This is a genomic window from Jannaschia sp. L-14R, assembly GCF_056857695.1.
Window position 1 is genome coordinate 157,375 of record NZ_JBSXNP010000008.1, and the last position, 26,926, is coordinate 184,300.

Annotated in this window: 25 protein-coding genes, 2 tRNA genes and 2 pseudogenes; 20 read left to right on the forward strand and 9 right to left on the reverse strand. The window is 62.2% G+C overall.

Features of this window, described 5'->3' with window-relative positions; translation table 11 throughout:
- The first annotated feature begins 17 nt into the window (after positions 1–17).
- The 9 genes and pseudogenes from bamA to AC13C2_RS03650 all read left to right on the forward strand — a co-directional run bounded on the left by bamA (position 18) and on the right by AC13C2_RS03650 (position 8,123).
- The gene (bamA, locus tag AC13C2_RS03610; RefSeq protein ID WP_482885961.1) at positions 18–2,366 is read left to right on the forward strand and encodes an outer membrane protein assembly factor BamA; all 2,349 of its coding nucleotides are present in this window, start codon (positions 18–20) and stop codon (positions 2,364–2,366) included.
- A complete protein-coding gene (locus AC13C2_RS03615) occupies positions 2,366–2,980 on the forward strand; it encodes an OmpH/Skp family outer membrane protein (RefSeq protein WP_339646897.1) in 615 nt (204 codons plus the stop codon). The genes bamA and AC13C2_RS03615 overlap by 1 nt, the downstream gene beginning before the upstream one ends.
- A gap of 63 nt (positions 2,981–3,043) precedes the next feature.
- A complete protein-coding gene (gene fabZ / locus AC13C2_RS03620) occupies positions 3,044–3,496 on the forward strand; it encodes a 3-hydroxyacyl-ACP dehydratase FabZ (RefSeq protein WP_092764696.1) in 453 nt (150 codons plus the stop codon).
- Complete coding sequence (lpxA, locus tag AC13C2_RS03625) at positions 3,493–4,290, forward strand: acyl-ACP--UDP-N-acetylglucosamine O-acyltransferase (protein WP_482885962.1); 798 nt, start codon at positions 3,493–3,495, stop codon at positions 4,288–4,290. Before fabZ ends, lpxA begins: the two co-directional genes overlap by 4 nt.
- On the forward strand, positions 4,287–5,063 hold the full coding sequence (locus AC13C2_RS03630) for an LpxI family protein (protein WP_424338061.1): 777 nt from the start codon (positions 4,287–4,289) through the stop codon (positions 5,061–5,063). The genes lpxA and AC13C2_RS03630 overlap by 4 nt, the downstream gene beginning before the upstream one ends.
- Positions 5,060–6,202 (forward strand): lipid-A-disaccharide synthase, encoded by a 1,143-nt coding sequence (gene lpxB, locus AC13C2_RS03635; protein ID WP_482885963.1) that lies wholly within the window; start codon positions 5,060–5,062, stop codon positions 6,200–6,202. The genes AC13C2_RS03630 and lpxB overlap by 4 nt, the downstream gene beginning before the upstream one ends.
- A gap of 384 nt (positions 6,203–6,586) precedes the next feature.
- Positions 6,587–6,663, forward strand: a tRNA-Arg gene (locus tag AC13C2_RS03640).
- Positions 6,664–6,814: 151 nt separating this feature from the next.
- Positions 6,815–7,366: pseudogene (locus AC13C2_RS03645) on the forward strand (DUF932 domain-containing protein); the annotation flags it as partial.
- A gap of 364 nt (positions 7,367–7,730) precedes the next feature.
- On the forward strand, positions 7,731–8,123 hold the full coding sequence (locus tag AC13C2_RS03650) for a sulfotransferase family 2 domain-containing protein (protein WP_482886045.1): 393 nt from the start codon (positions 7,731–7,733) through the stop codon (positions 8,121–8,123).
- Between the two features lie 221 nt (positions 8,124–8,344).
- Here the strand turns inward: AC13C2_RS03650 and AC13C2_RS03655 are convergent.
- Positions 8,345–8,536, reverse strand: a pseudogene (locus AC13C2_RS03655) (IS6 family transposase); the annotation flags it as partial.
- Positions 8,537–8,675: 139 nt separating this feature from the next.
- Positions 8,676–8,765, reverse strand: a tRNA-Ser gene (locus AC13C2_RS03660).
- A 115-nt stretch (positions 8,766–8,880) separates the two neighbouring features.
- On the opposite strand from AC13C2_RS03660, the gene AC13C2_RS03665 reads away from it, so the two are divergent.
- From AC13C2_RS03665 to AC13C2_RS03690, 6 genes are all read left to right on the forward strand, one after another.
- Positions 8,881–9,873, forward strand: a complete 993-nt coding sequence (locus tag AC13C2_RS03665) for an ArsJ-associated glyceraldehyde-3-phosphate dehydrogenase (RefSeq protein ID WP_482885964.1) — start codon at positions 8,881–8,883, stop codon at positions 9,871–9,873.
- Positions 9,870–11,066 (forward strand): organoarsenical effux MFS transporter ArsJ, encoded by a 1,197-nt coding sequence (arsJ, locus tag AC13C2_RS03670; RefSeq protein ID WP_424338056.1) that lies wholly within the window; start codon positions 9,870–9,872, stop codon positions 11,064–11,066. The genes AC13C2_RS03665 and arsJ overlap by 4 nt, the downstream gene beginning before the upstream one ends.
- 92 nt (positions 11,067–11,158) lie before the next feature.
- Entirely contained in the window at positions 11,159–11,761 is a 603-nt protein-coding gene (locus tag AC13C2_RS03675) for a CDP-alcohol phosphatidyltransferase family protein (RefSeq protein WP_424338055.1), read from the forward strand.
- A 9-nt stretch (positions 11,762–11,770) separates the two neighbouring features.
- Positions 11,771–12,982 carry an ABC transporter substrate-binding protein gene (locus AC13C2_RS03680; protein ID WP_482885965.1) on the forward strand — a complete coding sequence of 404 codons (1,212 nt, stop codon included), beginning with the start codon at positions 11,771–11,773 and terminating at the stop codon, positions 12,980–12,982.
- A 9-nt stretch (positions 12,983–12,991) separates the two neighbouring features.
- Positions 12,992–14,647 carry an ABC transporter permease gene (locus tag AC13C2_RS03685; protein ID WP_092763290.1) on the forward strand — a complete coding sequence of 552 codons (1,656 nt, stop codon included), beginning with the start codon at positions 12,992–12,994 and terminating at the stop codon, positions 14,645–14,647.
- A complete protein-coding gene (locus tag AC13C2_RS03690) occupies positions 14,644–15,273 on the forward strand; it encodes an ATP-binding cassette domain-containing protein (protein WP_092763288.1) in 630 nt (209 codons plus the stop codon). Before AC13C2_RS03685 ends, AC13C2_RS03690 begins: the two co-directional genes overlap by 4 nt.
- A gap of 60 nt (positions 15,274–15,333) precedes the next feature.
- Here AC13C2_RS03690 and AC13C2_RS03695 read toward each other — a convergent pair whose 3' ends face one another.
- Genes AC13C2_RS03695 through AC13C2_RS03710 form a run of 4 tightly spaced genes read right to left on the reverse strand, consistent with a single transcriptional unit; the run spans position 15,334 to position 19,517 of the window.
- Positions 15,334–17,310, reverse strand: coding sequence for an ASKHA domain-containing protein (locus AC13C2_RS03695; protein WP_482885966.1), 1,977 nt, complete (start codon positions 17,308–17,310; stop codon positions 15,334–15,336).
- Between the two features lie 28 nt (positions 17,311–17,338).
- Positions 17,339–18,325, reverse strand: a complete 987-nt coding sequence (locus AC13C2_RS03700; protein ID WP_482885967.1) for a methyltetrahydrofolate cobalamin methyltransferase — start codon at positions 18,323–18,325, stop codon at positions 17,339–17,341.
- On the reverse strand, positions 18,322–19,221 hold the full coding sequence (locus tag AC13C2_RS03705; protein ID WP_482885968.1) for a methylenetetrahydrofolate reductase: 900 nt from the start codon (positions 19,219–19,221) through the stop codon (positions 18,322–18,324). The genes AC13C2_RS03700 and AC13C2_RS03705 overlap by 4 nt, the downstream gene beginning before the upstream one ends.
- Entirely contained in the window at positions 19,218–19,517 is a 300-nt protein-coding gene (locus AC13C2_RS03710) for a virulence factor (RefSeq protein WP_339640252.1), read from the reverse strand. Before AC13C2_RS03710 ends, AC13C2_RS03705 begins: the two co-directional genes overlap by 4 nt.
- Before the next feature lie 244 nt (positions 19,518–19,761).
- Here AC13C2_RS03710 and AC13C2_RS03715 point away from each other — a divergent pair, with 244 nt between their 5' ends.
- Positions 19,762–20,928 (forward strand): Ppx/GppA phosphatase family protein, encoded by a 1,167-nt coding sequence (locus AC13C2_RS03715; RefSeq protein WP_474522208.1) that lies wholly within the window; start codon positions 19,762–19,764, stop codon positions 20,926–20,928.
- A 101-nt stretch (positions 20,929–21,029) separates the two neighbouring features.
- Positions 21,030–21,791, forward strand: coding sequence for an RlmE family RNA methyltransferase (locus AC13C2_RS03720; RefSeq protein WP_482885969.1), 762 nt, complete (start codon positions 21,030–21,032; stop codon positions 21,789–21,791).
- Here the strand turns inward: AC13C2_RS03720 and AC13C2_RS03725 are convergent.
- Both AC13C2_RS03725 and AC13C2_RS03730 read right to left on the reverse strand, forming a co-directional pair.
- On the reverse strand, positions 21,788–21,991 hold the full coding sequence (locus AC13C2_RS03725; RefSeq protein ID WP_092763276.1) for a hypothetical protein: 204 nt from the start codon (positions 21,989–21,991) through the stop codon (positions 21,788–21,790). The two genes, AC13C2_RS03720 and AC13C2_RS03725, sit on opposite strands and share 4 nt — an antisense overlap.
- Positions 21,992–22,164: 173 nt before the next feature.
- Positions 22,165–22,905, reverse strand: a complete 741-nt coding sequence (locus AC13C2_RS03730; RefSeq protein ID WP_092763274.1) for an ArsR/SmtB family transcription factor — start codon at positions 22,903–22,905, stop codon at positions 22,165–22,167.
- 116 nt (positions 22,906–23,021) lie between these two features.
- Here AC13C2_RS03730 and AC13C2_RS03735 point away from each other — a divergent pair, with 116 nt between their 5' ends.
- The 3 genes from AC13C2_RS03735 (at position 23,022) to AC13C2_RS03745 (ending at position 26,348) form a co-directional block, all read left to right on the forward strand.
- Positions 23,022–23,765, forward strand: a complete 744-nt coding sequence (locus tag AC13C2_RS03735) for an alpha/beta hydrolase (RefSeq protein ID WP_482885970.1) — start codon at positions 23,022–23,024, stop codon at positions 23,763–23,765.
- Between the two features lie 272 nt (positions 23,766–24,037).
- Complete coding sequence (gene hisD, locus AC13C2_RS03740; protein WP_482885971.1) at positions 24,038–25,363, forward strand: histidinol dehydrogenase; 1,326 nt, start codon at positions 24,038–24,040, stop codon at positions 25,361–25,363.
- A 40-nt stretch (positions 25,364–25,403) separates the two neighbouring features.
- Positions 25,404–26,348 carry an ester cyclase gene (locus AC13C2_RS03745; protein ID WP_482885972.1) on the forward strand — a complete coding sequence of 315 codons (945 nt, stop codon included), beginning with the start codon at positions 25,404–25,406 and terminating at the stop codon, positions 26,346–26,348.
- Here AC13C2_RS03745 and AC13C2_RS03750 read toward each other — a convergent pair.
- Positions 26,345–26,917 carry an exopolysaccharide biosynthesis protein gene (locus AC13C2_RS03750; RefSeq protein ID WP_245737590.1) on the reverse strand — a complete coding sequence of 191 codons (573 nt, stop codon included), beginning with the start codon at positions 26,915–26,917 and terminating at the stop codon, positions 26,345–26,347. The genes AC13C2_RS03745 and AC13C2_RS03750 overlap by 4 nt on opposite strands.
- Between the last annotated feature and the right edge of the window lie 9 nt (positions 26,918–26,926).

The window sequence follows — 26,926 nt, forward strand, 5'->3', positions numbered from 1 at the left end:
AACGGGGCGGTAAAGACATGATCGAGCACGGCAAGGCGCAGAATGGCGTCGGTCGGAGGGCAACCTCCATCCTCACATCCTGGATTTACGGCTTGCGGCTGACGCTGTTGGCCCTGCTTGGCGCAGTCCTGATGGCCGGAGCGGCACAAGCGCAGACCTTCCAGTTCCAGACCTTCGAAGTACAGGGCAACACCCGCATCGAAACCGCGTCGGTCCTGTCCACACTGGGCGTGACGCCGGGACAGCCGATTTCCGCGGGCCAATTGAACGATGGCTTTCAGCGGCTTCAGGCGTCGGGTCTGTTCGAGACGGTCGAAATCGTGCCGCAGGGGTCCAAGCTGCTGGTGATCGTGAACGAGTATCCGACGGTCAACCGCATTTCCATCGAAGGCAACAATCGCATCAAGGACGAACAGATCGAGACGCTGATCGGAAGTCAGGTGCGTCGCGTCTATTCCCCGGCACAGGCCGAACGCGATGCCGCCGCAATCAGCGAAGCTTACGCGATCGAGGGACGGTTGTCCGCCACGGTGCAGCCCAAGATCATCCGCCGCAGCGATAATCGCGTCGATCTGGTTTTCGAAATCGCAGAAGGCCGCGTATCCGAAGTGGAGCGTTTGAGCTTTGTCGGTAACCGAGCCTTTTCCGACCGCCGCCTGCGCCGCATCCTGGAAACCAAGCAGGCCGGTCTGTTCCGCACCTTCATCGGTTCGGACACCTTCATCGCCGACCGGGTCGCGCTGGACACGCAACTCCTGCGGGATTTCTATCTGTCGCGCGGATATGCTGATGTTCAGGTCCTGTCTGCCACGCCCGAACTTGCGCCCAGCCGCGACGCCTATTTCCTGACGTTCCGCATTCAGGAGGGGCAGCAATTCCGCTTCGGACAGGTCAACGCCGTATCGACCCTTCCCGATATCAATGTGCCGGAATATCAGGCCGAAGTCCGGGTAAAGCCAGGCGATATCTTCAATCCGCAGTCAATCGAGCGGCAGATTCAGCGGCTGGAGCTTCTGGCTACGCGGCAGGGCCTGACCTTCGTGCGGGCCACGCCCCAGATCACGCGCAACGATGCCGCCCGGACGCTGGATGTCGATTTCGTTCTGGAACGCGGCGAGCGTCTGTTCGTCGAGCGGATCGACATCGAAGGCAATGCCACGACGCTGGACCGGGTCATCCGCCGCCAGTTCGATACCGTCGAAGGCGATCCGTTCAACCCACGCGAAATTCGCGCCTCGGCCGAACGCATTCGCGCCCTGGGGTATTTCAGTCAGGCCGACGTGGAGGCACGTGAAGGCACGACGCCAGAGTCCGTCATCGTCGACGTCAACGTCGAGGAGCAGCCCACTGGATCGCTGGGGTTCGGTGCGAATTACTCCGTCGAAAGCGGCGTCGGCGTATCGTTCAACTTCTCGGAGACGAACTTTCTGGGGCGCGGCCAGATCCTGAGTTTTTCGATCGACACCGGCTCGGAAAATTCAGCTTCGAACCTCACGTTCGTGGAGCCGTTTTTCCTGAACCGCGATCTGGCGCTGTCATTCTCGATCTTCTACAGCGAAAGCTCGCAGGATTCGCGGACCTTCGACTCGCGCAGCGCCGGCTTCCGCACCGGGCTGGAGTTTCCCGTCGGCGAATTCAGCCGCCTGAACACCTACTACAGCTTTGCTACCGACAAACTGACCGAACGGTCCGGGACCACGTTGTCGCCTGTTCTGTTGGCCGACGTCGGCGAGGCGATCACTTCTTCGGTCGGCTATAACTATACCTACAGCACGATCAATACCGGTCTGGACCCGACGCGCGGTGTTCGCCTGCGCTTCGGTCAGCAGTTCGCGGGCGTTGGCGGGGACGAGGAATTCATCAAAACGACGTTTCTGGCGTCGGCCCAGCGCACCGTTCGCAACGACGAAGTGACCCTGAACGGCACCTTCGAAGGCGGCGTTCTGACGTCGCTTGGCGATGGCATCTCGCGCAGCTCGAACCGGTTCTTCAACAATCAGTCGATCATTCGCGGCTTCGAGTCGGGCGGCATCGGTCCGCGCGACCTGAACTTCGACGATGCGACGCTGGGCGGCAATTATTTCGTCGCTGCAAGGTTCGAGGCGCAGTTTCCCCTTGGGTTCATTCCGGAGGAATATGGAATAACGGGTGCTACGTTCCTCGATATGGCGTCGGTCTGGGGGCTGGACGACATTCCTGCTGGCTCGAATGTGGATGACGACTTTTATCTCAATTCGGCTGTTGGGGTTGGTGTTCTCTGGGATACGGCGATCGGTCCGCTGCGCTTCAACTTTACCCGCGCGATCAACAAGCGGTCGTTTGACCGGGAGCAGACGTTCGACCTGACGATCCAGACGCGGTTCTGATGCGGCGTGCCGGGCTGTTGCTGGCGACCATTGTCGCTTGCGCTACGGGCTCGGGGTCGGCGCAGCAGGCGGTCGACCCACCACAGGCCGTGGGCGTGCCGCAATCGGCGGTTGTGGTTCTGGACCGTGATACATTGTTCAGCAACAGCTTGTTCGGACGGCGGGTTGCCCGCGATATCGAGACGGCCTCGACCGAACTGGCCGCCGAGAACCGCCGTATCGAGGCCGAGTTGGAGGCCGAGGAACGCGCTCTGACCATAAGACGCGACGAAATGGACGTCGTTGCTTTCCGCACCCTTGCGGACGACTTCGACAGCCGCGTTACCGGGATCCGACAGGCGCAGGACGCAAAGGCCCGCGCCATTACACAACAGACCGAGCGCGCACAGCAGATATTCTTCGAGCGTGCCAACCCGGTTCTGGTGGATCTGGCCCGCGAAACCGGCGCCCTGGTGATCCTGGACCGGCGGATTGTCATCGCGTCTGCCGATCAGGTCGATATTACCGCGCTGGCGCAAACTCGGATCGACGCGATGCTGGGGGACGGCAGCGGGCTTCTGGATCGGACCATACCCGAACCCCGTCCTACCCCCGGCGCTGCCCCCGGCAAATAGCCCACGCTTGCCCCGACCGCCCGCCGCACGTTAACTGCCGATCGCAACACGAAGGGGCCGCGCATGACCACCGAAGCCGATATTCACCTGATCCAGCGGATCATTCCGCATCGCTATCCCTTTTTGCTGATCGACAAGGTGCGCGATATCGTCGCCAATACTTCGGCATGCGGCATCAAGAACGTGACTTTCAACGAACCGCACTTTCAGGGCCATTTTCCAGGCGCTCCGATCATGCCGGGCGTCACCATTATCGAGGCGATGGCGCAGACGGCGGCAGTCATGGTGGGTGTGTCCAACGATTTGGCGGATAAGGAATTCCTAGTCTATTTCATGGCGATCGATGGCTGCAAGTTCCGTCGCAAGGTCATCCCCGGCGACGTGCTCGAACTGAAAGTCGATGTCACCCGCGGCAAGCCCGGCGCCAAGGTCTGGCGTTTCCACGGCGAAGCGACGGTGAACGGCGAAATGGCGGCTGAGGCCGATTTCACCGCAATGATGGATCTGCCGAAGTGAGCATTGATCCGACGGCCAGGATCCACCCGTCAGCCGTGATCGAAGACGGCGCGGAGATCGGCGCGGGCGTCTCGGTCGGCGCATTTACCTTAATTGGTCCCGAAGTCGTTCTGGCCACGGGCGTCGACGTTCGCAGCCACGCCGTCGTCACGGGGCAGACCGAGATCGGTGACGGCACGGTTATCTTCCCCTTCGCGTCCATCGGTGAAGTGCCGCAGGATCTGAAGTTTGGCGGCGAAAAGACGCGACTGATCGTCGGCGCGCGCAATCGCATCCGCGAACATGTGACGATGAATACCGGCACTGCACAGGGCGGCGGCGAGACGGTGGTGGGCGACGACGGCCTGTTCATGGCCGGATGCCACATCGCGCACGACTGCCGCATTGGCGATCGGGTGATCGTGGTGAACCAGACTGCCGTGGCGGGCCATTGCCAAATCGAGGACGACGTCATCATCGGTGGGCTGTCGGGTATTCATCAATGGGTGCGCATCGGGCAGGGCGCAATCATCGGTGCACTGTCGATGGTGACGAACGACGTGGTTCCCTATGGCCTCGTGACCGGCCCGCGGGCCGAGCTGGACGGACTCAATCTCGTCGGGTTGAAGCGCAGGGGCGTTGACCGTGCGGACATACAGGCATTGCGAGTCGCGCTGCTGACCCTGAAACAGGGAGAGGGCACATTTCTGGAACGTGCTCGCCGTCTTGGCGACGAAACCGATAGCGATTACGTCCGGCGCATGGTCGATTTCATCACCGGTGCTTCGGATCGCAGCTTTCTGGTTCCGAAGTGACGCTGGCACTGATTGCAGGGCAGGGGGCGCTGCCGCAGTTACTGGCCTGCGCAAGACCCGATGCCATTTGTTACCATCTCGACGGATTTGCACCGGACGATGTGTCGTCGCAACCGTTCCGCATCGAACGCCTGGGCAGTTTCATCGCCGCGTTGCAGGCGAATGGCGTGACCGAGGTTTGTTTTGCTGGCCGGATCGCACGCCCCCTGTTAGACTCATCGGCTATCGATGCGGCAACATTGCCGCTGGTTCCACGCATGATGCAGGCTTTGCAGGCAGGTGACGACTCGGCATTGCGGGTCGTACTGGAGATATTCGAGGAGGCGGGGCTACACGTTATTGCCGCGCAGGACGTGTTGCCGTCGCTTCTGGTTGTCCCTGTGCAGGGCACCCCTTCGGATCGTGACAGGAAGGATATAGCGCGCGCCATGCAGGTTCACGCTGCCCTTGACCCGCTGGACGTCGGGCAGGGCTGTGTCGTCGCGGGGGGGCAGGTGCTGTCCATTGAGGCGATGCCGGGAACCGACTGGATGCTGGCCAGCCTGAGGCATTTCGATGGACCTGTTGGCGGCGTTTTGTTCAAAGCGGCAAAGGCCCGCCAGGACCGCCGTGTCGATATGGCGACCATAGGCCCGGATACTGTGACCGGAGCTGCAGCTGCGGGTCTGTCAGGTATCGCGGTGGTGCAGGACGACATTCTGGTTCTGGACGCACAGGAAATGACGCATCGCCTGACCAGGACCGGACTGTTTCTGACGACGTGGACCCAGTGACGCGGCTGTTTCTGATCGCCGGGGAGCCGTCGGGCGACCGATTGGGTGCTGCGCTGATGCGTGGCCTGCGTGTGCTGGAGCCGGAGATCGGGATCGCGGGCATCGGCGGTCCGGAAATGATTGCCGAAGGCTTGCAAAGCCTGTTCCCGATGGAGGTTCTGTCGGTCATGGGTCTGTCCGAAGTGCTGCCCCGTCTGCCCGACCTGTTTCGCCGACGAGATCAGGCGGTTGACGCAATTACCGAGATGCAGCCGGACGCCCTCGTGACCATCGACAGCCCCGATTTCTGCCTGCGGGTCGCGTCCCGTGCCCGGGCCGCCACTCCGACGCTCAGGACGATCCACTATGTCGCTCCGTCTGTCTGGGCATGGCGCAAAGGGCGGGCGGCAAAAATGGCGCGTTCGATCGACCATGTTTTGGCCTTGTTGCCGTTCGAGCCGCCCCTCATGGAAGCCGTCGGGATGACCTGCGATTTCGTCGGCCACCCGGTCGTGTCCGAGCCGCAGGCAACCGATGCGGAAATCGCATTATTCAAGGCGGCCCATGGTGACCGCATCGCCCTTGTCCTGCCAGGGTCACGGCGGGGCGAGGTTTCGCGGCTGGCGCCGGTCTTCGGTCGCGCCCTGGAGCAATTGCCGAAGGACGCCCGCGTGGTCGTACCAACCGTGCCGCACCTGGCCGACATGGTGCGCGACCTGACCCGGCTCTGGCCCGGCAATCCTCTGGTGGTGACCGACACGGCGGAGAAACGCGCCGCCTTCGGTGCGGCGACGGCGGCGCTGGCGGCCTCGGGCACGGTGAGCCTGGAATTGGCGGCCTCGGGCACACCGATGGTCATTGCCTACGATATGAGCTGGCTCAGTTGGCAGATCATCAGCCGGATGATGAAGATCGACACCGTCACGCTGGTCAATCTGGTGACCGAACAAAAGGCCGTGCCGGAATTTCTTGGCCCCGCTTGTCTGCCCGGCCCTGTCGGCACGGCCTTCGCGCGGCTGATGTCGGTCCCGTCCGAGCGAATGCGGCAGGCCGAGGCACTGGAGCTGACGATGCGGCGGTTGGGCCGGGGTGGCGAGGCACCAGGCCTGCGCGCCGCAAAGTCGGTGCTGGCGCAGGTGAAAAAGCACCATGCGAAGTGACTTGCAGAGGTCGGGGTTCGCGGCTATCCCCTGCCGCGCAGGGTCCCATAGCTTGGCAGGATATAGCGTTACCGCTTTGAAGGATAAGTAAAGGGGCAGTTTTGAATGGAAATGAGGAAACTTGGTCAAGAATTGACTGCTTATACTGGCAGCGATGAGATGGTTGGAACACTGATATATCTCGCGTAAGCATCGTATAAGCAGCTGAATCAAGATACGCACCCGTAGCTCAGCTGGATAGAGCGCCGCCCTCCGAAGGCTGATGTCAAGGGTTTCGTGTGTGAAGGCGAGTGAAAATAAACGTTTGGAATCAGTGGTTTGCGGGGCTGCCGATCTTTGCTTTAATCCCGTGGAAAATTGAAGTAAGCACTGCGTAAGCAGTTTGCACCCATAGCTCAGCTGGATAGAGTGTCGCCCTCCGAAGGCGAAGGTCGTAGGTTCGAATCCTACTGGGTGCGCCACTTCCCCCCTAAAACCCGCGAATTGCTTGCCATCGACGGTGTCGCTGGCTCCTGCTTTTTGACGTCTTGAGAGTCAGAGGCGGGCAGGGAGGGCCGTGACGGATTGAGGGCTGGAGGAGAGGCCTCCGGCGCCCGTCGCGGAGGTTTCCCCATGAATACCGAAATCATCGATGCCGGGCGTGATATCAGCGGCGGCTACAAGGTGGATGTGTCGCGCGGCAAGAATGTGGACCGCGTGTCGTCCGAATGGTTCTCGCGGCCGGATGACGAGCGGTATCTGTCGCTCGATGATCTCTTCGCCTCGGTCAAAGGCCGGGCAGAGCGGAGCCGGACGCGCACGGTGGAAAGCGCAGCGATCCGGGTCGAGGCGCATCGGGACAACCCGGAGCAGCTGGGCCTTGTCCTGCCCGATGCGGATGAACCCATCGCGCCGACGCATTGGTCCTTTGGCCAGCTCTCGAGCCTCGTCGGCGCGCCGGCCGCCTATCTGCGGCAACTGCCCGCGCCGCTGGCTGGGATCAACCTGCAATACGGGCTGACCAACCACCGGGCCGAGCAAATCAAAACCATGGAGGTCGCGAATGGCCGCACCGAGCTGCGCGCCGTGACCGGCCCCGACTACGGCCGCATCTACGACCACGAACTCGTCTCCGCCGTGCAGCGCATCGCGGGCAACGGCACGGGCGACACGCGCTGGAAGCTTCATTGTAATAGCACGGACAGATGCCAGCGAAAGTTGCAAGTCGGCATCTTGTTTGCCTCGACGGCCCGATCGGGGGATGCTGTGTCTTGAGAGAGCACGCAACTCGGGGAGTGACGGGAATGTGGAAGAAGAGCGAACAAGTTTTGGAAAGCCGCATCGGCTTGTCTTCGTTCCTGAAGTCTCACCCAAACTCCGGAAGCATGGTCGTGCACAAGGGGAGACGCCTTCTCTATATGAAGGCGGCCAAAACGGCTGGGACCAGCATCCTGAGGAAGACTCTTGAACCGAAGCTCGGTGGTTTCATCCATAAGAAAGATGCACCCATAAGATTGACCGTTGGCTAAGGAGGATCGACGATGCTGAGCTGTCGAGATATTTCATATTCGCCGTCGTTCGAAACCCTTACGATCGCTTCCTGTCGATGGCCGGCTACTTCAAAATGTCAGTAGAAGATTTGATCGACCAGTACGACGATCTCGTCAAAAAGGAACCATACAAAACCCATCTGGCTCCACAGTTCAACTATACGCACTTGGGAAATGTTCAGTTTGCAGACCGCATACTGAGATTTGAGAAGTTGAGCGACGACTTTTCAAAACTTATGACGGATCTGGAGTTGCCTGATTGGGATCTGCCGCACGAAAATAGGTCTGACCGGAGCAGTTTGCCATTGGAGCTTACGGGTCAGCACGCGGATTTTGTCGCCCGTGCGTATCGTCGTGACCTCGAGCTATACGAATACGAGGTCTTACGGTGAGGGCGATGTCGGCATCGTCAAAGCAGCGGATCGGGCTCACGAGAAAGTTGGAAGTCCGGATCGTAACCCATTGATATGTTTAGGGCCGGAAACTTCCAACTTTTCCTCGCAAGCCTTTGATCTGAAAGCCATTTAGCTCCATCTCTCGGGTGCGCCATTTATATCTTAATATAAGTATGTCGCGATATCGGTGGTTCTGTCAGGCGGATTCGAACTAGTCTCTGCAAGGACAGCATCGTGCCAAAACGATTCCACCAATACCGCACCGTTTCGTGACTGATGTCGATGCCACGCTGGTGCAATAGATCTTCGACGTTTCGAAACGAAAGTGGGAAGCGGACGTACATCATCACCGCCAGGCGAATGACTTCGGAGCATCTGTGAAAATACTTGAACGGGTCAGGTTTTGTCATGAGCAAAGGCTATGAAACAGACCTGCCCGCCTCAAGTCGATTTGTTCTGACAGCACCCTCAGCGGGCATAATGCTAACCCGCGGAAAGACGGCAGAAATTGCGGTGAAATAGAGGACACCTCAGAGAGAAAAGGGAAGATGGCGGGGGCGGTGGGATTCGAACCCACGAGACACTCTCGCGCCTGCCGGTTTTCAAGACCGGTGCCTTCGACCGCTCGGCCACACCCCCGTGCGCTGCGTCTTATACCGGGATTTTCAGCAAGAAAAGCGTGACGGCATCGTGACTGTCACCAAATTGTCATGCAAGTCGCCTATCCGACCCACATTGCGGCCGGAGATGACTAATGAAAGCAATCCTGAACGGTCTCGGTCGTATCGGAAAGCTCGCCCTGCGCGAATTGCTGGACCAACCGGGACAGATCGAGATCGTCGGCGTTAACGACGCGGGTGGCGATGCCGAGCAACACGCCCTGCTCATGGAATTCGACAGCGTTCACGGACGCTGGTCGCGCGCATGTCACGCGCAGGGCGACATGCTGGTTCTGGGCAATGACCGCATCCCATTCACCAACCGCCGCACGATTGCGGATCTTCCGCTGAACGGTGTCGATATGGTCATCGACTGCACCGGCACCTTCAAGACCCAAGCCACGATCCAGCCCTATTGGGACGCCGGGATCGCAAGCGTCCTGGTATCTGCCCCGGTCAAGGGCGATGGCGCGCTGAACCTTGTTTACGGGGTAAATCACGACCGCTACGACGGGTCGCAGCGGCTCGTGACGGGGGCCAGTTGCACCACCAACTGCCTCGCGCCGATTGTGGCCGTCCTGCGCGATGCCTTTGGCATCAGACACGGCAGCTTTACGACCATCCACGACGTGACCAATACGCAGACGATGGTTGACCGTGTTCACAAGGATCCGCGCCGCGCCCGTTCGGCCTTGACCAATCTGGTGCCGACGACGACCGGATCGGCCAAGGCGATCATGGATATCTTCCCCGATCTGGAAGGCCGCCTGACGGGCCATGCGGTCCGCGTGCCGCTCCTGAACGCTTCGCTGACCGACTGTGCCTTCGAGATGGCACGGAATGTCACGGCGGAGGAGGTAAACGATGCCTTCCGCGCAGCCGAAGCCGGGTCCATGGCAGGTATTCTGGGGTTGGAGGACCGTCCCCTGGTCAGTTCCGATTACCTGAACGACCGACGCTCCGTGGTGATCGACGGGCCATCGACGGTGGTGGTGCAGGGCACGCATCTGAAAATTTATGCGTGGTATGACAACGAATTCGGTTATGCCGTCCGCCTGTGCGACATTGCACGGATGATGGCCGCGTGACATCCCTTCGCGGCTACGCGGCAGTCACGGCGGCCTATTGGGCGTTTATGCTGACCGATGGCGCCTTGCGGATGCTGGTGCTGCTGCACTTCCACCGTCTGGGGTTTTCGCCGCTGACGCTGGCATGGCTGTTCGTATTGTATGAAGTCGCGGGCATCGTCACCAATCTAACGGCGGGCTGGCTGGCGGCACGTTTCGGTCTGGCCTCGACTCTGCTTGCCGGACTGGCGTTGCAGATCGTGGCGCTGGCGGCTTTGACGCAACTTGATGCGGGCTGGGCCATGGCCACGTCGGTCGTTTTCGTGATGCTGGTGCAGGGCGCGTCGGGGGTGGCCAAGGATCTGACCAAGACGGCGTCGAAATCTGCGGTCAAGCTGCTCGCACCGCCGGGGCAGGGGCTCTATGCCTGGGTCGCGGCGCTGACCGGGTCGAAGAACGCGGTCAAGGGCTTGGGCTTCTTTCTGGGCGCGGCACTGCTGGGCGGAGTCGGGTTCGTCCCCGCACTCTGGACTCTGGCGGGCAGTCTGACAGTCGTGCTGGTGGCTATCGTGACCTTCCTTCCGGGCGGGCTGACGGTGCGCGACAAAGGTGCGAAATTCACCCATGTCTTCAGTACTGACAGCCGCATCAACTGGCTTTCGCTGGCGCGCCTGTTCCTGTTCGGTGCGCGCGACGTCTGGTTCGTCGTCGCCCTTCCGATCTGGCTGACCGTCGCGCTGGCGCAGGATCGCGGCCCCGAGGAGGCGTTCTTCCTGACCGGCGGCTTCATGGCTTTCTGGATCATATTCTACGGTGCGATGCAGGCTACGGCCCCGCGTCTGGGGGCAGGGTCGGCACGTCGCGCCCTGTTCTGGGTCGGTGCGCTGGCCGTCGCGACGGGTGCATTGGCCGCACTGGTGGTCGCGGCTCCGAACGCAGTCTGGCCGGTGCTGGCCGGACTTGTGCTGTTTGGCGCAGTCTTTGCCGTGAACTCTGCAATGCATTCTTTTCTGATCCTGGACTTCGCCGGAGACAAGCGGGTCACGATGGACGTGGGGTTCTATTACATGGCGAACGCGGGCGGACGGCTGATCGGCACGGTACTGTCGGGGCTGACGTATCAGGCGGGCGGACTGGCGCTGTCACTGGCCTGTGCGGCCGTTATGGCACTGCTGTCGGGCATGGCGCTGACGCGCCTGACCTTGCAATCCTGACGCAGAAGCGCTTTGATCCTCACGGTCTTTTGCCTTGTCCGCCCCAGTCGGCGATGCAAGTGAATGCATTGGATTTGTCTGCCAGAGGCCCGATGCTCGACCGATTTGCCAGACCCCTCATCAATCCGCCTCTGAACCGGCTGGGTCGGACACTTGCACGGGCGGGCTGGACGGCGGATGGCGTGACGCTGACCGGTCTATCCCTGGGCCTTGTCAGCGCCGCCGTGATTGCTGCGGGCGCGCCGGGCTGGGCCTTGCTGCCCTTGCTGGCGTCACGACTGCTGGATGGGCTGGACGGTGCGGTTGCTCGGGCCACACAAACGACGGACTTCGGCGGCTACCTCGATATCTGGTGCGATTTCGTTTTCTACGGCGCTGTGCCCTTTGCATTCGCAGTGCTCGATCCGGCGAATGCGCTATCCGCTGCATTCCTGCTTCTGACGTTTTATGTGAACGGAAGCAGCTTTCTCGGCTACGCTATAGTCGCGGAAAAGCGCGGGCTGTCGACGTCAGCCCAGGGCGTCAAATCGCTCTATTATTCTGCGGGACTGCTGGAAGGAACCGAGACGATCGCTTTCCTCGTTCTGCTATGCCTTCTGCCGCAGTACTTCATTCCTATGGCCTGGATCTTTGGTTCACTTTGCTTGCTCACCGCCGTCGCCCGCGTCATCAATGCACGAAACTTGCTGAAATGAGAGATTGCCATGCGTTTTCCGACTTTTCTGACGGCCCCGCTGATCGCTGCACTGGCCTTCGCCTCTCCGGCTGCCATGGCCAACCCAGACGTGTCGGACTGGGACGCGGTTTCGCAGGCTGCGCAGGGACAGACCGTCTATTGGTACGCCTGGGGCGGATCGACCGCGACGAACGATTTCATCGCCTGGATCGGCGACCGGGCGGAGCAACAGGGTGTCAGGCTTGAACATGTCAAACTGTCCGACACCGCCGATGCCGTCGGTGCCGTTCTGACCGAATTGCAGGCCGGGCGTGAAACCGGCGGGTCGGTCGATCTGATCTGGATCAACGGGGCGAATTTCGCCTCGATGAAATCCGTTGGTCTGCTGTTTGGCCCTTTCGCCGAGCAATTGCCGAATTGGCAATACGTCGATGTGGACGGCAAGACCGTCACCCGTGACTTCACCGTCCCGACCGAAGGTTACGAGAGCCCGTGGGCAATGGCCCAACTGGTGTTCGTCTACGACAGCGCCCGCGTGCCTGAGCCGCCAAAAAATGCCGCCCGGCTGCTGCAGTGGGCACAGGAAAATCCGGGCCGTTTCACCTATCCGCAGCCGCCCGATTTTCTGGGCACGACGTTCCTGAAACAGATGCTTATCGAACTGGTGCCGGACCCCGCCGTGCTGCAAAATCCGGTGGACGAGGACTACGAAGATGTGACCGCGATCCTTTGGGACTATCTGGACCAGCTGACGCCGTATCTGTGGCGTCAGGGGCGCGCCTATCCCGAAACGGGTCCGCGCCAGTTGCAGCTGATCAACGACGGCGAAACCGACATCGCCTTCAGCTTTTCGCCCGGTGAGGCAACGACCGCCATCGCCAACTTCGATCTGCCGGAAACGGTTCGAACCTATGTTCTGGACGGTGGCACGCTGGGTAATGCCAGTTTCGTGGCGATCCCTTTCAATTCCTCCTCCAAGGAAGGCGCGATGGTCGTGGCCAACATCCTGCTGTCGCCCGAGGCGCAACTGCGGGCGCAGACGCCAGGCATTCTGGGCTATGGTACGGTTCTGGACATGGACAGGATACCCGAGGCCGATCGGGCCGCTTTCGAAGCGCTCGACCTTGGCATCGCCACCCTTTCGCCTGCAGAACTCGGCCAGGCCCTGCCGGAACCGCACCCAAGCTGGGCCACTCGGCTGGCCGACGATTGGGTCGCCCGCTATGGTGTTGCGGAGTAGTCGTCCCAGGTGCTACGCCCGCTGCCCCTTCTGACGGCACTCGTGCTGGCGGGACCGGTGCTATTCGGCCTGATCGGGACAATCCTGCCCGCCTTCGGTTATCTGGTGCCAGGGGCGGATCGCCCGATGACAATGGCACTGACCTGGCCGGGCCTGCCGCGAGCTCTGACCGTCTCGGTAACATCAGGCATATTGTCCACGCTGGGCGCGCTGTCGGTGGCGGCGCTAATCACGGCAGGCTGGCATGGTACGCGGGTCTTCGTCTGGCTGGAGCGGATGTTGTCGCCGCTTCTCGCCGTGCCGCATGCGGCGGCGGCGCTCGGGCTGGCGTTTCTTGTGTCGCCCTCGGGCTGGATCCTGCGAATACCGGCAAACGTGATGGGCTGGGAAGCCGCGCCTGACCTGCTGATCCTGAACGACCCCTGGGGTCTGTCCCTGACCGCCGGGCTGATCGCGAAAGAGATGCCGTTTCTGCTGCTGATGATGCTCGCCGCCCTGACGCAGGTGTCCGCCGGCCCGCGCCTCGCCGTGGCGCGGTCGTTGGGGCAGGGGCGGGTATCGGCATGGATGAAAGCGGTCTTTCCCGACGTCTATGCCCAGATGCGCCTGCCGGTTCTGGTCGTGCTGGTTTTCGGCATGACCAACGTTGATGTGGCCGTGATCCTGGGGCCGACGACGCCGACGACATTATCGGTGCAGGTGACCCGCTGGATGATGGACCCCGACCTGTCGGCCCGCGCGGTCGCGGCGGCAGGTGGGCTGATCCTGTTCGCGGCGACGCTGGTCGTGCTGGCCGTATGGCTGGTCGCGGAACGTCTGATGGCACGGATCGGCCGCGCCTGGGTCTGGTCGGGGCGCGGTGCGCCGGAGCGGCTGGCGCGGGGGTGCGGGCTGACGCTGGCCACCGGGTCCGCCGCCATGGTGCTGGCCGGTCTCGCGGCGCTGGCGATGTGGTCTGTCGCGGCGCGATGGGCCTATCCCGACTTGCTGCCCGAGGCGCTGACGCTGCGCAGCTGGTCGCGGTTCGGACCGGACATGGCGCGCACGGCATTCGGTACGCTGGCGCTGGCCGGGGCCGCGACGATAATCTCCCTGACCCTCGTGGTCGGCTGTCTGGAGGCCGAACATCGCTTTGGTTTGACGCTGGGTCAACGTGCGCTCTGGCTACTGTATCTGCCGCTGCTGATCCCACAGGTTGCTTTCTTGCCCGGCTTGCAGCTTCTGCCGCTGACGCTGGGGTTCGGGCCCTCCGTCTGGCTGGTGCTGGCGGGGCATGTCGTCTTTGTGCTGCCCTATGTATTCCTGTCGCTGTCCGGGCCGTTCCGCGCGTGGGACGCCCGACTGGCCCGCATCGGAGCGGGGCTGGGGGCCAGTCCGAACCGCACACTCTGGCGTCTGCGGCTGCCGATGCTGACCGGTCCTGTGCTGACTGCCGTGGCAGTAGGCGTGGCAGTGTCCGTCGGACAGTATCTTGCCACGCTGCTTCTGGGCGGGGGCCGGGTAACGACATTGGTGACCGAGGCGGTGGCCCTGTCGTCGGGCGGCGACCGCCGCGCGATCGGCGTCTGGGGTCTGGGGCAGGCGTTGGCGGCCTTGCTGCCCTTCGCGATGGCACTGACCGTTCCTGCGATCGTTTTTCGACATCGCCGGGGACTGCACCGATGACCGACGGTCTGACGATCCAAAACATTGAGATCTGCCGGAACGGTCTGCCGCTTCTGGCGGTCGATGCGCATGTGCGGCCGGGCGATGTACTCACCCTGATGGGACCATCCGGGTCGGGCAAGTCCACGCTGCTCAGTGCCATAATGGGCGATCTTGCCCCCGCATTCCGAGCCACGGGGCATGTCCTGCTGGATGGTCGCGATCTGACTGACATGCCGCCCGAAGCCCGGCATATCGGCATCCTCTATCAGGACCCGCTGTTGTTTCCGCATCTCGATGTCGCCGCGAACCTTGCTTTCGGATTACCGCGTGGCGGCACGCGCAAGGCCCGGCGCGATACCGTCACTGCTGCCCTGGCGGAGATCGGGTTGCAGGGTTACGGCCCCCGCGATCCGGCCACCCTGTCGGGCGGACAGGCGGCGCGCGTGGCATTAATGCGGACATTGCTGTCGAAGCCCTGCGCCCTGTTGCTGGACGAGCCGTTTTCGAAACTGGACGACGGCCTGCGCGACCAGATACGCAAACTGGTATTTGACCGTATCCGCGCGGTCGGCATCCCCGCGCTGCTGGTGACCCACGACAAGGCGGATGCGACGGCGGCGGGTGGGCAGGTCATCCGACTTTAGAATGTCGGGTCCAGCCCATTCGCGAATTCGCCGCCGGAATGTTTCAGAGCAAGGACAGACCTAGCGGCGACGCCTGCGCCCCTCCGACGCGGTGTTCCAGCTGACATCCGGCAGGGTCAGTTCCGCCATCAGATGCGGGAACGGGGCCGTCGCATGGGGGATCGCGTTGGCGGCCACGAAGTGTTCCTGAAAACGCGGAGCCACGGCGGTCTCGATCTTTTCGATGCGCCGTACCAGACCCTCGATGTGCGCGCGGGCCGCGCGATTGCACAGCGCGATGCGCGCCCCGTGCCCGGCGGCGTTGCCGGCGCTGGTCACGGCGGTCAGATCGGCGTCGGGGATCATGCCCAGAACCATTGCGTGCTTGGGCGAGATATGCGCCCCGAAGGCCCCGGCCAGCGTGATCTTGTCGACCGTATTCACACCGGCTTCGTCCATCAGCAGGCGCGCCCCGGCATAGAGCGCCGATTTCGCCAGCTGGATTGCACGGATATCGTTCTGCGTGACCTGAATGCGGCGGTCGTCGCCTTCCCACAGCAGATAGGAATGCGTGCGTCCGTCCAGTTCCAGACGCGACGACCCGACCTGCGCGGGCGAGCCGATCAAGCCCTTGGCATCGACGATGCCCGCCATCCGCATTTCGGCCACTGCCTCGATGATGCCCGACCCGCAGATGCCCGTGATACCGCTGGCCTTGGTCGCCTCGGCAAAGCCATCCTCGTCGGACCACAACTCGCTGCCGATCACGCGAAAGCGCGGCTCCTTGGTGACCGGGTCGATCTGCACACGCTCGATGGCACCCGGCGCCGCGCGTTGCCCGGCGCTGATCTGTGCCCCTTCGAACGCAGGCCCGGTGGGCGAGGAACAGGCCAGCAGTCGCTCGCGGTTGCCCAGAATGATTTCGGCATTGGTGCCGACGTCGACGATAAGGGTCAGCGGGTCGGCCTGATCGGGCGCTTCGGCCAGGGCGACGGCGGCCGCATCCGCCCCGACATGGCCCGCTATGCAAGGCAAGACATAGACGCGCGCGCCATCGGCAATCGAGGTCAGACCTATGTCCGAAGCCGCCAGTCGCAACGCGTCAGACGTGGCCAGCGCGAAGGGCGACTGGCCCAATTCCACAGGGTCCACGCCCAGCAGAAGGTGGTGCATGACCGGGTTGCAGACGATCACAGCCTCGACGATATCGCCGGAGGGAATACCGGCTTCGGTCGCCAGTTCGACGGCCAACGCATCCAGCGCCTGACGGACTGCGGCGGTCATCTCGAGGTCACCACCGGGGTTCATCATGGAATAGCTGACCCGGCTCATCAGGTCTTCGCCGAACCGGATCTGCGGGTTCATCATGCCGCCCGACGCGCGCACCTCGCCGGTCGACAGATCGCACAGATGCGCGGCAATCGTTGTCGAACCGAGGTCGATGGCCAGCCCCAGCAGGGGTGCTTCCCGCAAGCCGGGAAACAGGGCGGTGATCCGGTTCTCGTCATGGTTGACGGCCACAGTAACCTGCCAGTTTCCAGATCTCAGAACCGGCTGCACCTGACGCAGAAGGGGCAGGGCGATATCCAACCCATTCAGCCCCCATTGAGATTTCAATGCATCGCGCAGCCGTTCCAGATCGCCCGACGGAGCGTCCATGTCTGGTTCTTCGACGGTAACGAAATGCAGCCGCGTGGCCGGGTCCATGACGATCGCTTTGTCGCTGGCGGCCTTGCGCACGATCTGTCGGTGGACCTGGCTTTCCGGCGGCACGTCGATCACCACGTCGCCCTGCACCGTCGCCTGGCAGCCCAGGCGACGACCGGGTTTCAGTCCGCGCTTCTCATCATATCGGCGCTCGACCGCGTTGAATTCCGATAATGCGCCCGGCGATACGGTGACGCCCAGCTTCGAAAACGATCCTTCGCCCGGCTGGACCTGACATTTCGAACATATGCCCCGCCCGCCGCATACCGAATCCAGATCGACGCCCAACTGGCGCGCCGCCGTCAGCACGGGGGTGCCGGTGGGAAAGCGGCCCCGCTTTCCCGATGGCATGAAGATGACGTGGTGGTCCGTCATAGCATCAGGCGCGCCGCCGACCGCCGCGCCGCCCCCCGGACCTGGCGCCGGAAGCGGCGGCGGCCTGAGCGGCTTCGGCAAAGGTGGCACCCTCCTTCACCGCATCCAGCACACGGCTGAAGCCGATCCATTTGCCACCGTTGGGGTCGTGGTTCATCAACAGGTTGGCTGCGTTGATCGCCTCCATCTCCTGATGACGGATGGGATTCATGATCGCGCTTGTCATACCCGCCGCCATCGCCATCGGCAGGAAGGCCGCATTGACGCCGTGACGGTTGGGCAGACCGAAGCTGATGTTCGATGCGCCACAGGTGGTGTTCACGCCCAGTTCGTCGCGCAAACGACGGACGAGGGTGAAAACCTGATGTCCGGCGGTCGCCATCGCGCCGATTGGCATGACCAGCGGGTCGACCACGATATCATGCGCCGGAATGCCGAAATCAGCGGCACGTTCGACGATCTTCTTGGCCACGGCGAAACGCACGTCTGGATCTTCGGAAATGCCGGTGTCGTCGTTCGAGATCGCGACCACGGGCACGTTGTATTTCTTGACCAGCGGCAGAACCAGTTCCAGCCGCTCCTCCTCACCGGTGACGGAATTCAGCAGGGGACGACCTTCGGCGGCCATCAGACCGTTTTCCAGCGCGCCGGGGACCGAACTGTCGATGCAAAGCGGTACGTCGACCAGAGCCTGCACCCGCTCGATCAGCGCTTTCATCAATGTCGGTTCGACGAAGTTGTTGTCGGCATAACGCGGATCTTCGGCCATCTTGTTGGTGAAAACGGCGCCAGAATTGACATCGAGAACCATCGCCCCGCAGGCCACTTGTTCCAGCGCATCGCGCTCGACCGTCGAGAAGTCGTCCATCTCCAATTCGGCCGCCAGCTTCTTTCGGCCCGTCGGATTGATGCGTTCGCCGATAACGCAGAACGGTTCATCAAAGCCGATGACAACGGTCTTTGTTTTTGATTCCAGTACGGTACGCGTCATTCTTCATCCTTCGCATGAACCTTGAGCCAATCGGCCGAGGTCTTGATCCCGCCCAATGGGAAAATGTGGACCGCTGCAATGTTGAAGTCGGGGTTCGCGGCCTTGTGGCGCGCAAGATCGGTTGCAATTTCGGTGGGCTCATAAGGCAGCAGCAGCTTGGTCACGTCCATCGCGCGCTTCTGCAACACACGCAAGCTGGGACCGACGCCGCAGGCAATGGCGAACTTGATCAGGGTCTGCAACTTGGCAGGCCCGGCAAGGCCGATATGGACAGGCAGATCGATGCCAGCCGCCCGGATGCCGTTCGCCCATTCGATCACCGGCGCGGCCTCGAAGCAGAATTGCGTGGCGATGGCCATCTTCGCATCTGTGCGTTCGGAAAACTTCTGTTTCCAGACAAGCGCATCCGAGACGTTCTTGTCCCCGCCGTCGATATCGATATCCCGGTTGCCTTCGGGGTGGCCGGCGACATGCAGACGCTCGAACCCGTCGAACGCACCCGATTCCATCATCTGCATGGAGTTTTCAAACGCCCCGGCCGGTTCCGCTACGCCCCCGGCCAGCAAAAGGGCCTGCCGGACATCGGCCTCGCCCCGGTATCGGGCGATCCAGTCGGTCAGCATCGCCCGGTCCTTGATGATACGCGCCGGAAAGTGCGGCATCGGGGTCATACCGTCAGCACGCAGCCGCGCGGCGGTCGTGACCATGTCCTCGACGGGAGTGCCGTCGATGTGGGCAATGTAGACACGGGTGCCCTGCGGCAGGATTGCGGCGAAATCCTCGACCTTTTCGGCGGTGCGCGGCATCACCTCAATGGAAAAACCGTCCAGAAAGTCTGCCAGAACGCCGTTCTTCGGGGTTGGTGCCGGGGCCTTGCGGAAACCAAGAATGCTCATGTTTCGATTCCTCCGGCCAAGGCCACTGTTTTGAGACGCTCCGGCGTCCAGGCGGCTTCCAACGTGGCGGCGTGTGCTTCGGCGGCGGCATGATGATCGCCATCTGCTTCCCCATGGGGCACTTTGCGCCAGTCTGCGAGATAGGCGTCGGTTTCCGATGCGCCCGATTTCATGGCGGCCCGGTCGATGGCCTGTTCGAAGCGTTCGGACAATTGCACCTTGGCCGCGCGCCTGCCGCTTCCGCAGATGACCTGCGCCGGGATGTCCCGCCAATACACGACCGTGATCTGCGTCATGAGTGCCACCCTTGGGTTTTCGTGATTTCCGCTGATTTCCGGCGTGTATAGGGCCCCGGCTCCCCGCCGCCCGTCCCGATTTCGACGTGGTGCCGCCCGATGGCGACACCGATCAGATATGCGAACTTGCCGCCGGGGACGAGGGGCGGTGACCCCCGAATACTTCAAGTTCAAGATGAAGAATGCTTGTGTCATGGGACATCGGGCGGCTACGGTGCTCGCAACCATATATGCGGAGGCGGCGATGCCACCGGAAAACCCGGCCAAGGGCGCGGGATCTGATGCCGGTGCCCAGCGCATCGCCAGGTCCGGACCCGTAGTGCGGCCGACACCAGACACGCGGACGCCCGGCGACCGCCCCGACCCGGCAGAGCTTTACGCCGCGCTGGATCTTGGCACGAATTCGTGCCGGATGCTGATTGCTCAGCCAAAAGGCAACCAACTGCATGTCGTCGACAGTTTCTCCAAGTCCGTTCAGTTGGGCAACGGTCTGGAACAGTCGGGCCGTCTGAGCCGCGCGTCCATGGCGCGCACGATCGGCGCACTGAAAATCTGTCGCCGGAAACTGGAAACCCACGACGTCAAGCGGATGCGGCTGGTCGCGACCGAGGCCTGTCGCCGTGCCACCAACGCCAGCGAATTCATCGATCTGGTGTGTCGCGAGACCGAACTGCCGCTTGAAATCATCGAGCCGGAGGAGGAGGCGCGACTGGCCGTCGTGTCCTGCGCCCCGCTGGTCAGTGCCAAGACCGAACAATTGCTTGTCGTGGATATCGGTGGCGGGTCCACCGAACTGGTCTGGATCGACCTGACTCGTGTCCCACGGCACGACCGCTCACGGGCGATCATGCGCCTGCATGCGGGCTTCAAGGGCAGCGCAGACGACCCGTTCCCCCGTGCCAAGGTCGTCGACTGGATCAGCATCCCTCTGGGCGTTGCAACGCTCAAGGATCAGTTCCGCGATGTCACCGACGACGCGGCACGCTTTGCGCTGATGTCCTGGCATTTCGAGGAATGTCTGGCTGAATTCTCGCCCTACGCGGATGCCGAGGGCGACGCCGATCCCGGCTTCCAGATCGTCGGCACCAGCGGCACGGTCACGACCGTGGCGGCCACGCATCTGAACCTGCGTCGATACGATCGCAACAAGGTCGACGGGTTGCGGATGACGACCGGTCAGATCGACCGGGTGATCCGGGGCTATCTGGCCCAGGGCCCCGACGGGCGGCGCAACGACCCGCGTATCGGACGAGACCGGCATTCGCTGATCATGTCGGGTGCGGCGATCCTTCAGGCGCTGCTACGGGTCTGGCCCACCGACCGGCTTTCCGTGGCAGACAGGGGCCTGCGCGAAGGGTTGCTCTATGCGCAGATGTCGGCCGACGGGGTGCTGGACGACGGGCCGCTTTAAGCCCTTCAGGAACGGACTTTCAGAGGTTTCATTGAAGACTTCTGCAAAAAGGCTTCCGCGAAGGCTTACGATCCAGCGTTTTGCGCATTACGGGGTATGGCATGGCAAAGAAACCCACCAAAGGCGTCTCATCGGGCAATGCCTCCGGACGCGGCTATCGCGACCTTACCGTCAAGGTGAAGACGGCGCGCGGGCGCAAGATGTCGTCCAAGCTGTGGCTGGAGCGGCAACTCAACGACCCTTATGTCGCTCGTGCGCGGGCCGAAGGGTATCGTGGTCGCGCGGCGTTCAAGATCATGGAGTTGGACGATAAATACGGATTCCTGATCCCCGGTGCGCGGGTCATTGATCTGGGCTGTGCGCCCGGTGGCTGGTTGCAGGTGGCGGTGCCGCGGATCAATTCATTGGGCGAAAACCCCAAGAAGAAAATCGGCCGCCTTATCGGCCTTGACCTGCAGGAAGTGGACGATGTGCCTGGTGCCGAGATCCATGTCCTGGATTTCCTTGCCGAAGGCGCGGACGATACCATCAAAAGCTGGCTGGACGGTAAGGCGGATGTCGTCTTGTCGGATATGGCCGCCAGCAGTTCGGGTCATAAACAGACCGATCACCTGCGGATCATCGCGCTCTGTGAAGCGGCGGCGGAGCTTGCGTTCGACGTGCTGGCTCCCGGCGGCACCTTTGTCGCCAAGGTTCTGGCAGGCGGGGCCGAGGGCGACATGCAGAAGCTGCTGAAACAACGCTTCACCAAGGTCTCGAACGTCAAACCGGGGGCAAGCCGGTCCGACAGTTCCGAGAAGTTCGTGGTGGCGCAGGGCTTCAAGGGACGCCCCGAGCATAACGCTGTCGCCGACACGGATTAATCTTTCGGCGACTCGTTTCCGCGAATTGGTTTGTCGCGCTCCTCGTCGATGACGAAATCGTCCGCGGGATCGGACGGCTTGTCGTATTTTCCCTTTTCCTCCAAGGGCTTCTTTTCGACTTTGACCGGGCCATAGCTGTCCGATTTGGCCGGGCCGGGCGCGTTGGGACGCTCGGGAATGGGTTGCTGGTTGCGGCTCATGCGATGACTCCTGCGATTGTCATCACACATAACGCACCGGGGCCGCGCCGGTTCATCGAGGCGGACAAATTGCCGTCCCGCGCGGGGTTCAAGCCGTGTTCATGTCGGCGATGCAGAGTATCGAGAGTGGCGCGCCAGGGGCCCCGTTCAGGTCATCCACCATTACACTTCGGTCATGCCTCCGCGGCCGCGAACTTGGTCGCCTTGCCGTTTTCGAGGAACGTTTTCAGGCCTGAGGCGATCCGTTCCCAACCATCGGCATAGCCTTCGCCACCGGGCGGGATGTCGTAATGCTCCAACGTCAGGCGGCACTGGCCGTCGCCCGGCTCGATAATCCAGACGAAATGCGATTTGGGAACGTCCGGCGCCCATCGCGGCTCGAAGATCGATTCGATCCGGGTCTTGGGCTTCAGCTTGGTCTCGCGGCAAATCAGCATTTCGTTGCCATCGGGCGCGACATAGGTCAGCGCGGCGCCGTCGCGGGTGACATGACTGGCGTGGAAGTGGTATTTCGCCATCTGGTCCGCATCGGTCAGCGCGTCCCAGAGCGCATCCTGGGTACAGCGGATATAGGTCCGCATGACGTAATCGGGTCTCCGTTCCATGGTGTCCTCCATTTGAGCTTTCAGGTTCAGCACCCCCTGGACGGCGGGTGCTACGCGATAGGGCTCGATCCAGCGTCCCAGTGCTTCGGCCAGGGGCACGGCGTTCAGATAGTGATGCGTGAAACGTCCGCGTTTCACCCGTGTCACCAGCCCGGCTGTTTCAAGAACACCCAGATGTTTGGCTACACCAAACCGTGACAGGGGCAGCGCCGCCTCCAGTTGCGACAGCGTCTGACCGTCGGTCTGCCGCAAGGCATCCAGCAAATCGCGGCGCGACGGGTCGGCGAGGGCTTTGAAGATCGAATCCATGGCGGATTAATACGAGACCAAACGGTCACACGTCAAGACACGTGACTAATTGGTCACCTGTTTGCGCTGGATCGGCGTTCCGGTTAGGCCGGGGGCGACCGACGGCGGAGGCGACCATGCAGACCATCGAACGAGCCGGCAACACGCTGGCCTTCCACGCGACCCAAGGGCAGGGGCCGGGCATCGTGTTCCTGGGCGGCTTCAAATCCGACATGGAAGGCACCAAGGCCATCGCGCTGGAAGTCTGGGCCAGACAGCAGGGCCGTGCCTTTCTTCGTCTGGATTATTCGGGCCACGGTCAGTCGGAGGGCGCGTTTGCCGACGGCAGTATCGGCGATTGGACGGAAGATGCGCTGGCCGTGATCCGCGCGGCCACCACCGGGCCGCAGGTTCTGGTCGGCTCCTCCATGGGCGGTTGGATCGCCCTTCTGATCGCGCGGGATCATCCCGATTTGGTTGCGGGCCTCGTCACCATCGCAGCCGCCCCGGATTTTACCGAAGACGGCTATTGGGCCGCGTTCAATGCGGATCAACGCATGCAATTGGCCGAGATCGGGCACATCGCTGTCCCGTCGGACTACGGCGATCCCTACATCATCACGCACCGCCTTATCGAAGAAGGCCGCAGCCGTCTGGTCCTGCGATCCCCGCTGAACCTGCCGTTTCCCGTACGGATGATGCAGGGAACGGCCGATACTGCCGTGTCGACCGAAACCGCACTGCGCCTGCTCGACCGTGCCGAGGGTCCGGACATCCGCCTGACCCTGGTGCGGGGTGCGGATCACAGGTTTTCGGGCGATGACGATCTGGAACTGATCCGACATAACGTTCAGGATGTGCTGAGCCGTCTGCCCTCTTGAGGCGTGCGCCCCCGGCGAACCTGACCGCGGCAGGGGTATGTCGGTGCGTATGTTTTTCAGATGGATGGCATGGACGGGTGGAACACTGGCGGGTTGTGTTTTCATGTCATTGCGGGCGATATCCTCGGCCAGTCGGGCATGCCGTATGCAATTACTGCGATGACCCGCTGGAACGAAGGCCTTTGAAACGCAGCATTGCAAGCGTATGCAAAAACCGCTTCACTCTTGCGCGAGGTGACATGTACACCTGACGTCCGCGATCGGAGGCTGCCATGGCACAACATTTCAAGACATCGAAATCCGCCACCGACCGCGCTGCAGACGACGCCAAGGTCCGCACCGAAGTCGAAGAGATTCTTGCGGATATCGAACGTCGGGGCGACGCTGCGGTACGCGATCTGTCCGCGATGTTCGATAGCTATTCGCCAGAGAGCTTTCGCCTGACGCTGGACCAGATCGAAAATCTCATGGGTGAATTGTCGCAGCGCCAACTCGCCGACATCCGATTTGCGCAGGAACAAGTTCGCAACTTCGCGCAGGCACAACGCGACTCGATGCAGGATATCGAGGTCGAGACGATGCCAGGCGTTATCCTCGGCCATCGCAACATCCCCGTTCAGTCCGTCGGATGCTATGTTCCCGGCGGTAAGTTTCCAATGGTTGCCAGCGCGCATATGTCGGTCGCCACCGCGTCCGTTGCGGGTGTGCCGCGCATCGTCGCCTGCACGCCACCGTTCCGCGGGCGTCCCAACGCCGCCGTCATTGCGGCGATGCATCTGGGTGGGGCGCACGAGATTTATGTTCTGGGCGGCATCCAGGCCGTCGGTGCCATGGCCATCGGCACCAAAACCATCACCCCGGTCGATATGCTGGTGGGGCCGGGCAATGCCTATGTGGCCGAAGCCAAGCGGCAGCTTTACGGTCGCGTCGGCATCGACCTGTTCGCCGGGCCGACCGAGACCATGGTCATCGCCGACGACACCGTGGACGGAGAACTGGTCGCAACCGATCTGCTGGGGCAGGCGGAACACGGATACAATTCGCCCGCTGTCCTGTTGACGACCTCGCGGAAGCTGGCCGACGACACCCTGTCCGAAATCGACCGGCTGCTGACGATCCTGCCCACCGCCGAAACGGCGCGGGTCAGTTGGCAGGACTATGGCGAAATCATTCTATGCGAAGACCATGACGAGATGCTGACCTGCGCAAACGACATCGCATCCGAGCATGTGCAGGTCATGACCGACCGCGACGACTGGTATCTGGAGAACATGCACAGCTATGGCGCGCTGTTCCTTGGCGCGCGCACCAACGTGGCCAATGGCGACAAGGTGATCGGCACGAACCATACCCTGCCGACAAAAAAGGCCGGACGCTATACCGGAGGGCTATGGGTTGGGAAATTTCTGAAGACACACAGCTATCAGAAGATCACCACCGATGCCGCAGCCACCCTGATCGGGGAATACGGATCGCGGTTGTGCATGTTGGAAGGCTTCGTCGGCCATGCCGAGCAATGCAACGTCCGGGTCCGTCGATATGGCGGCGTAAACGTGCCCTATGGCGAGGGTGCGCCGTATCGTGACGACGCCGACTGAGGCACGTGCGGCGCACATGAATATTCAAGGAGCATAGACAATGGACCTGACGGCCCTGTCCGATTGTGATGCGGCCCGCATGGCAGAGGTGATCGAAAGTGGCATCACGCCAGATGCCGTTGTTCATCTGTGCCATCCTTTCGGGGACGTGACCGGGGGCGCAGGATTCGTCGATATCGCGCTTGGTCCTCTCTGGGCGGCGATGCCGGATGTGGAACGCCGTGTCGATATCTCCATGACAGGGGTTGATGGTCACGGACAGGCGTGGCTGGGGCAGGCGGGGCATTATGCCGGTGGGTTTGCCGCACCTTTCCTGGGTATCCCGCCAACAGGACGCCTGGCCCACCTGCGGTTTCACGAATTTTACCGTATTGTTAATAAGTTGGCCGTCGAAGTTCAGGCGATCTGGGACCTGCCCGATCTGATGTTGCAGGCCGGTGTCTGGCCGATGGGACCGCCTCTGGGGCATAGCGGACGGGTGCCCGGCCCGATGACACAGGACGGGTTGCGGATCGGTGGCAATGGCAGCCATGCTCTGCGCGTTGTGGGCGATATGCTGGACCGGCTGCACCTGTCGCCACAGGGCGAGGCGGCGATGGACCTGCCCGCCGCATGGCACCCGCGGTGCACGTGGTACGGCCCCGGCGGCATTGGCACCGCGCGGGGCATCCGGGGGTTTCGCGACCACCACCAGATCCCGTTCCTGAATGCCATGCCCGACCGGCGCGGACTGATCGAGCGGGGACACTTCTTCGCCCAGGGCGATTACGTCGCTTTTACTGCGTGGCCGGGGATGGAGATGCACGTTACCGGAGACGGATGGCTGGGAATTGCCCCATCCGGTCAGAAAATCACCATGCGCAGCCTCGATTTCTGGCGCGTAGAGGGTGATCTGATCCGCGAAAACTGGGTCTGCGTCGACCTTCTGGACGTCTGGCACCAGCTGGGTGTCGACGTGCTGGCCCGGATGCGGCAGCTGACCTAGGGCCAGAGTTTCCACACGGCCCACAGCGCGATTGCCGACGCCGCCCAGGCCAGCGCCATGACCCGGCCATCCCGCGTCACCAGAGCCAGACCGAACAGCACGATCACTCCCATGGGAATCGACGATGCGAAAGGCACCAGTTCCAGGGGCGGCACCAACGCGCAAAGCACGAGAATCGCCACGGCAACGATGCGTGGAGCAGGCTCGTCGGTCAGCAGATGCAGGTGTTTTCCAAGATGCCTGTCGGACCATTCGGCGGCGGGGCGCAATTTATCGACGGCATTCGTCAGCTTTGCGGCTGAGATGTTCCGCCGCTCCAGAAACCCTGGCAGCCACATATCCTCGCGACCGAATGCAATTTGCACGGCAAAGATTGCAACGATGAATGCCAGCGTCGAGGGTACGAGAGGGATGCCGCCGATGGGGGTGATTTCCAATGCGGCCGGAATCGCCAGAAGGGCACCTGTGCCACGATGCCCGATTTGGTCATTGACATGGCCCAATGTCACTTCGGACTGACCCTCGGCGGCATCATTCAATGCGGACAGGATTTCTGTGGCTTTGGTCATGGCGTCCAT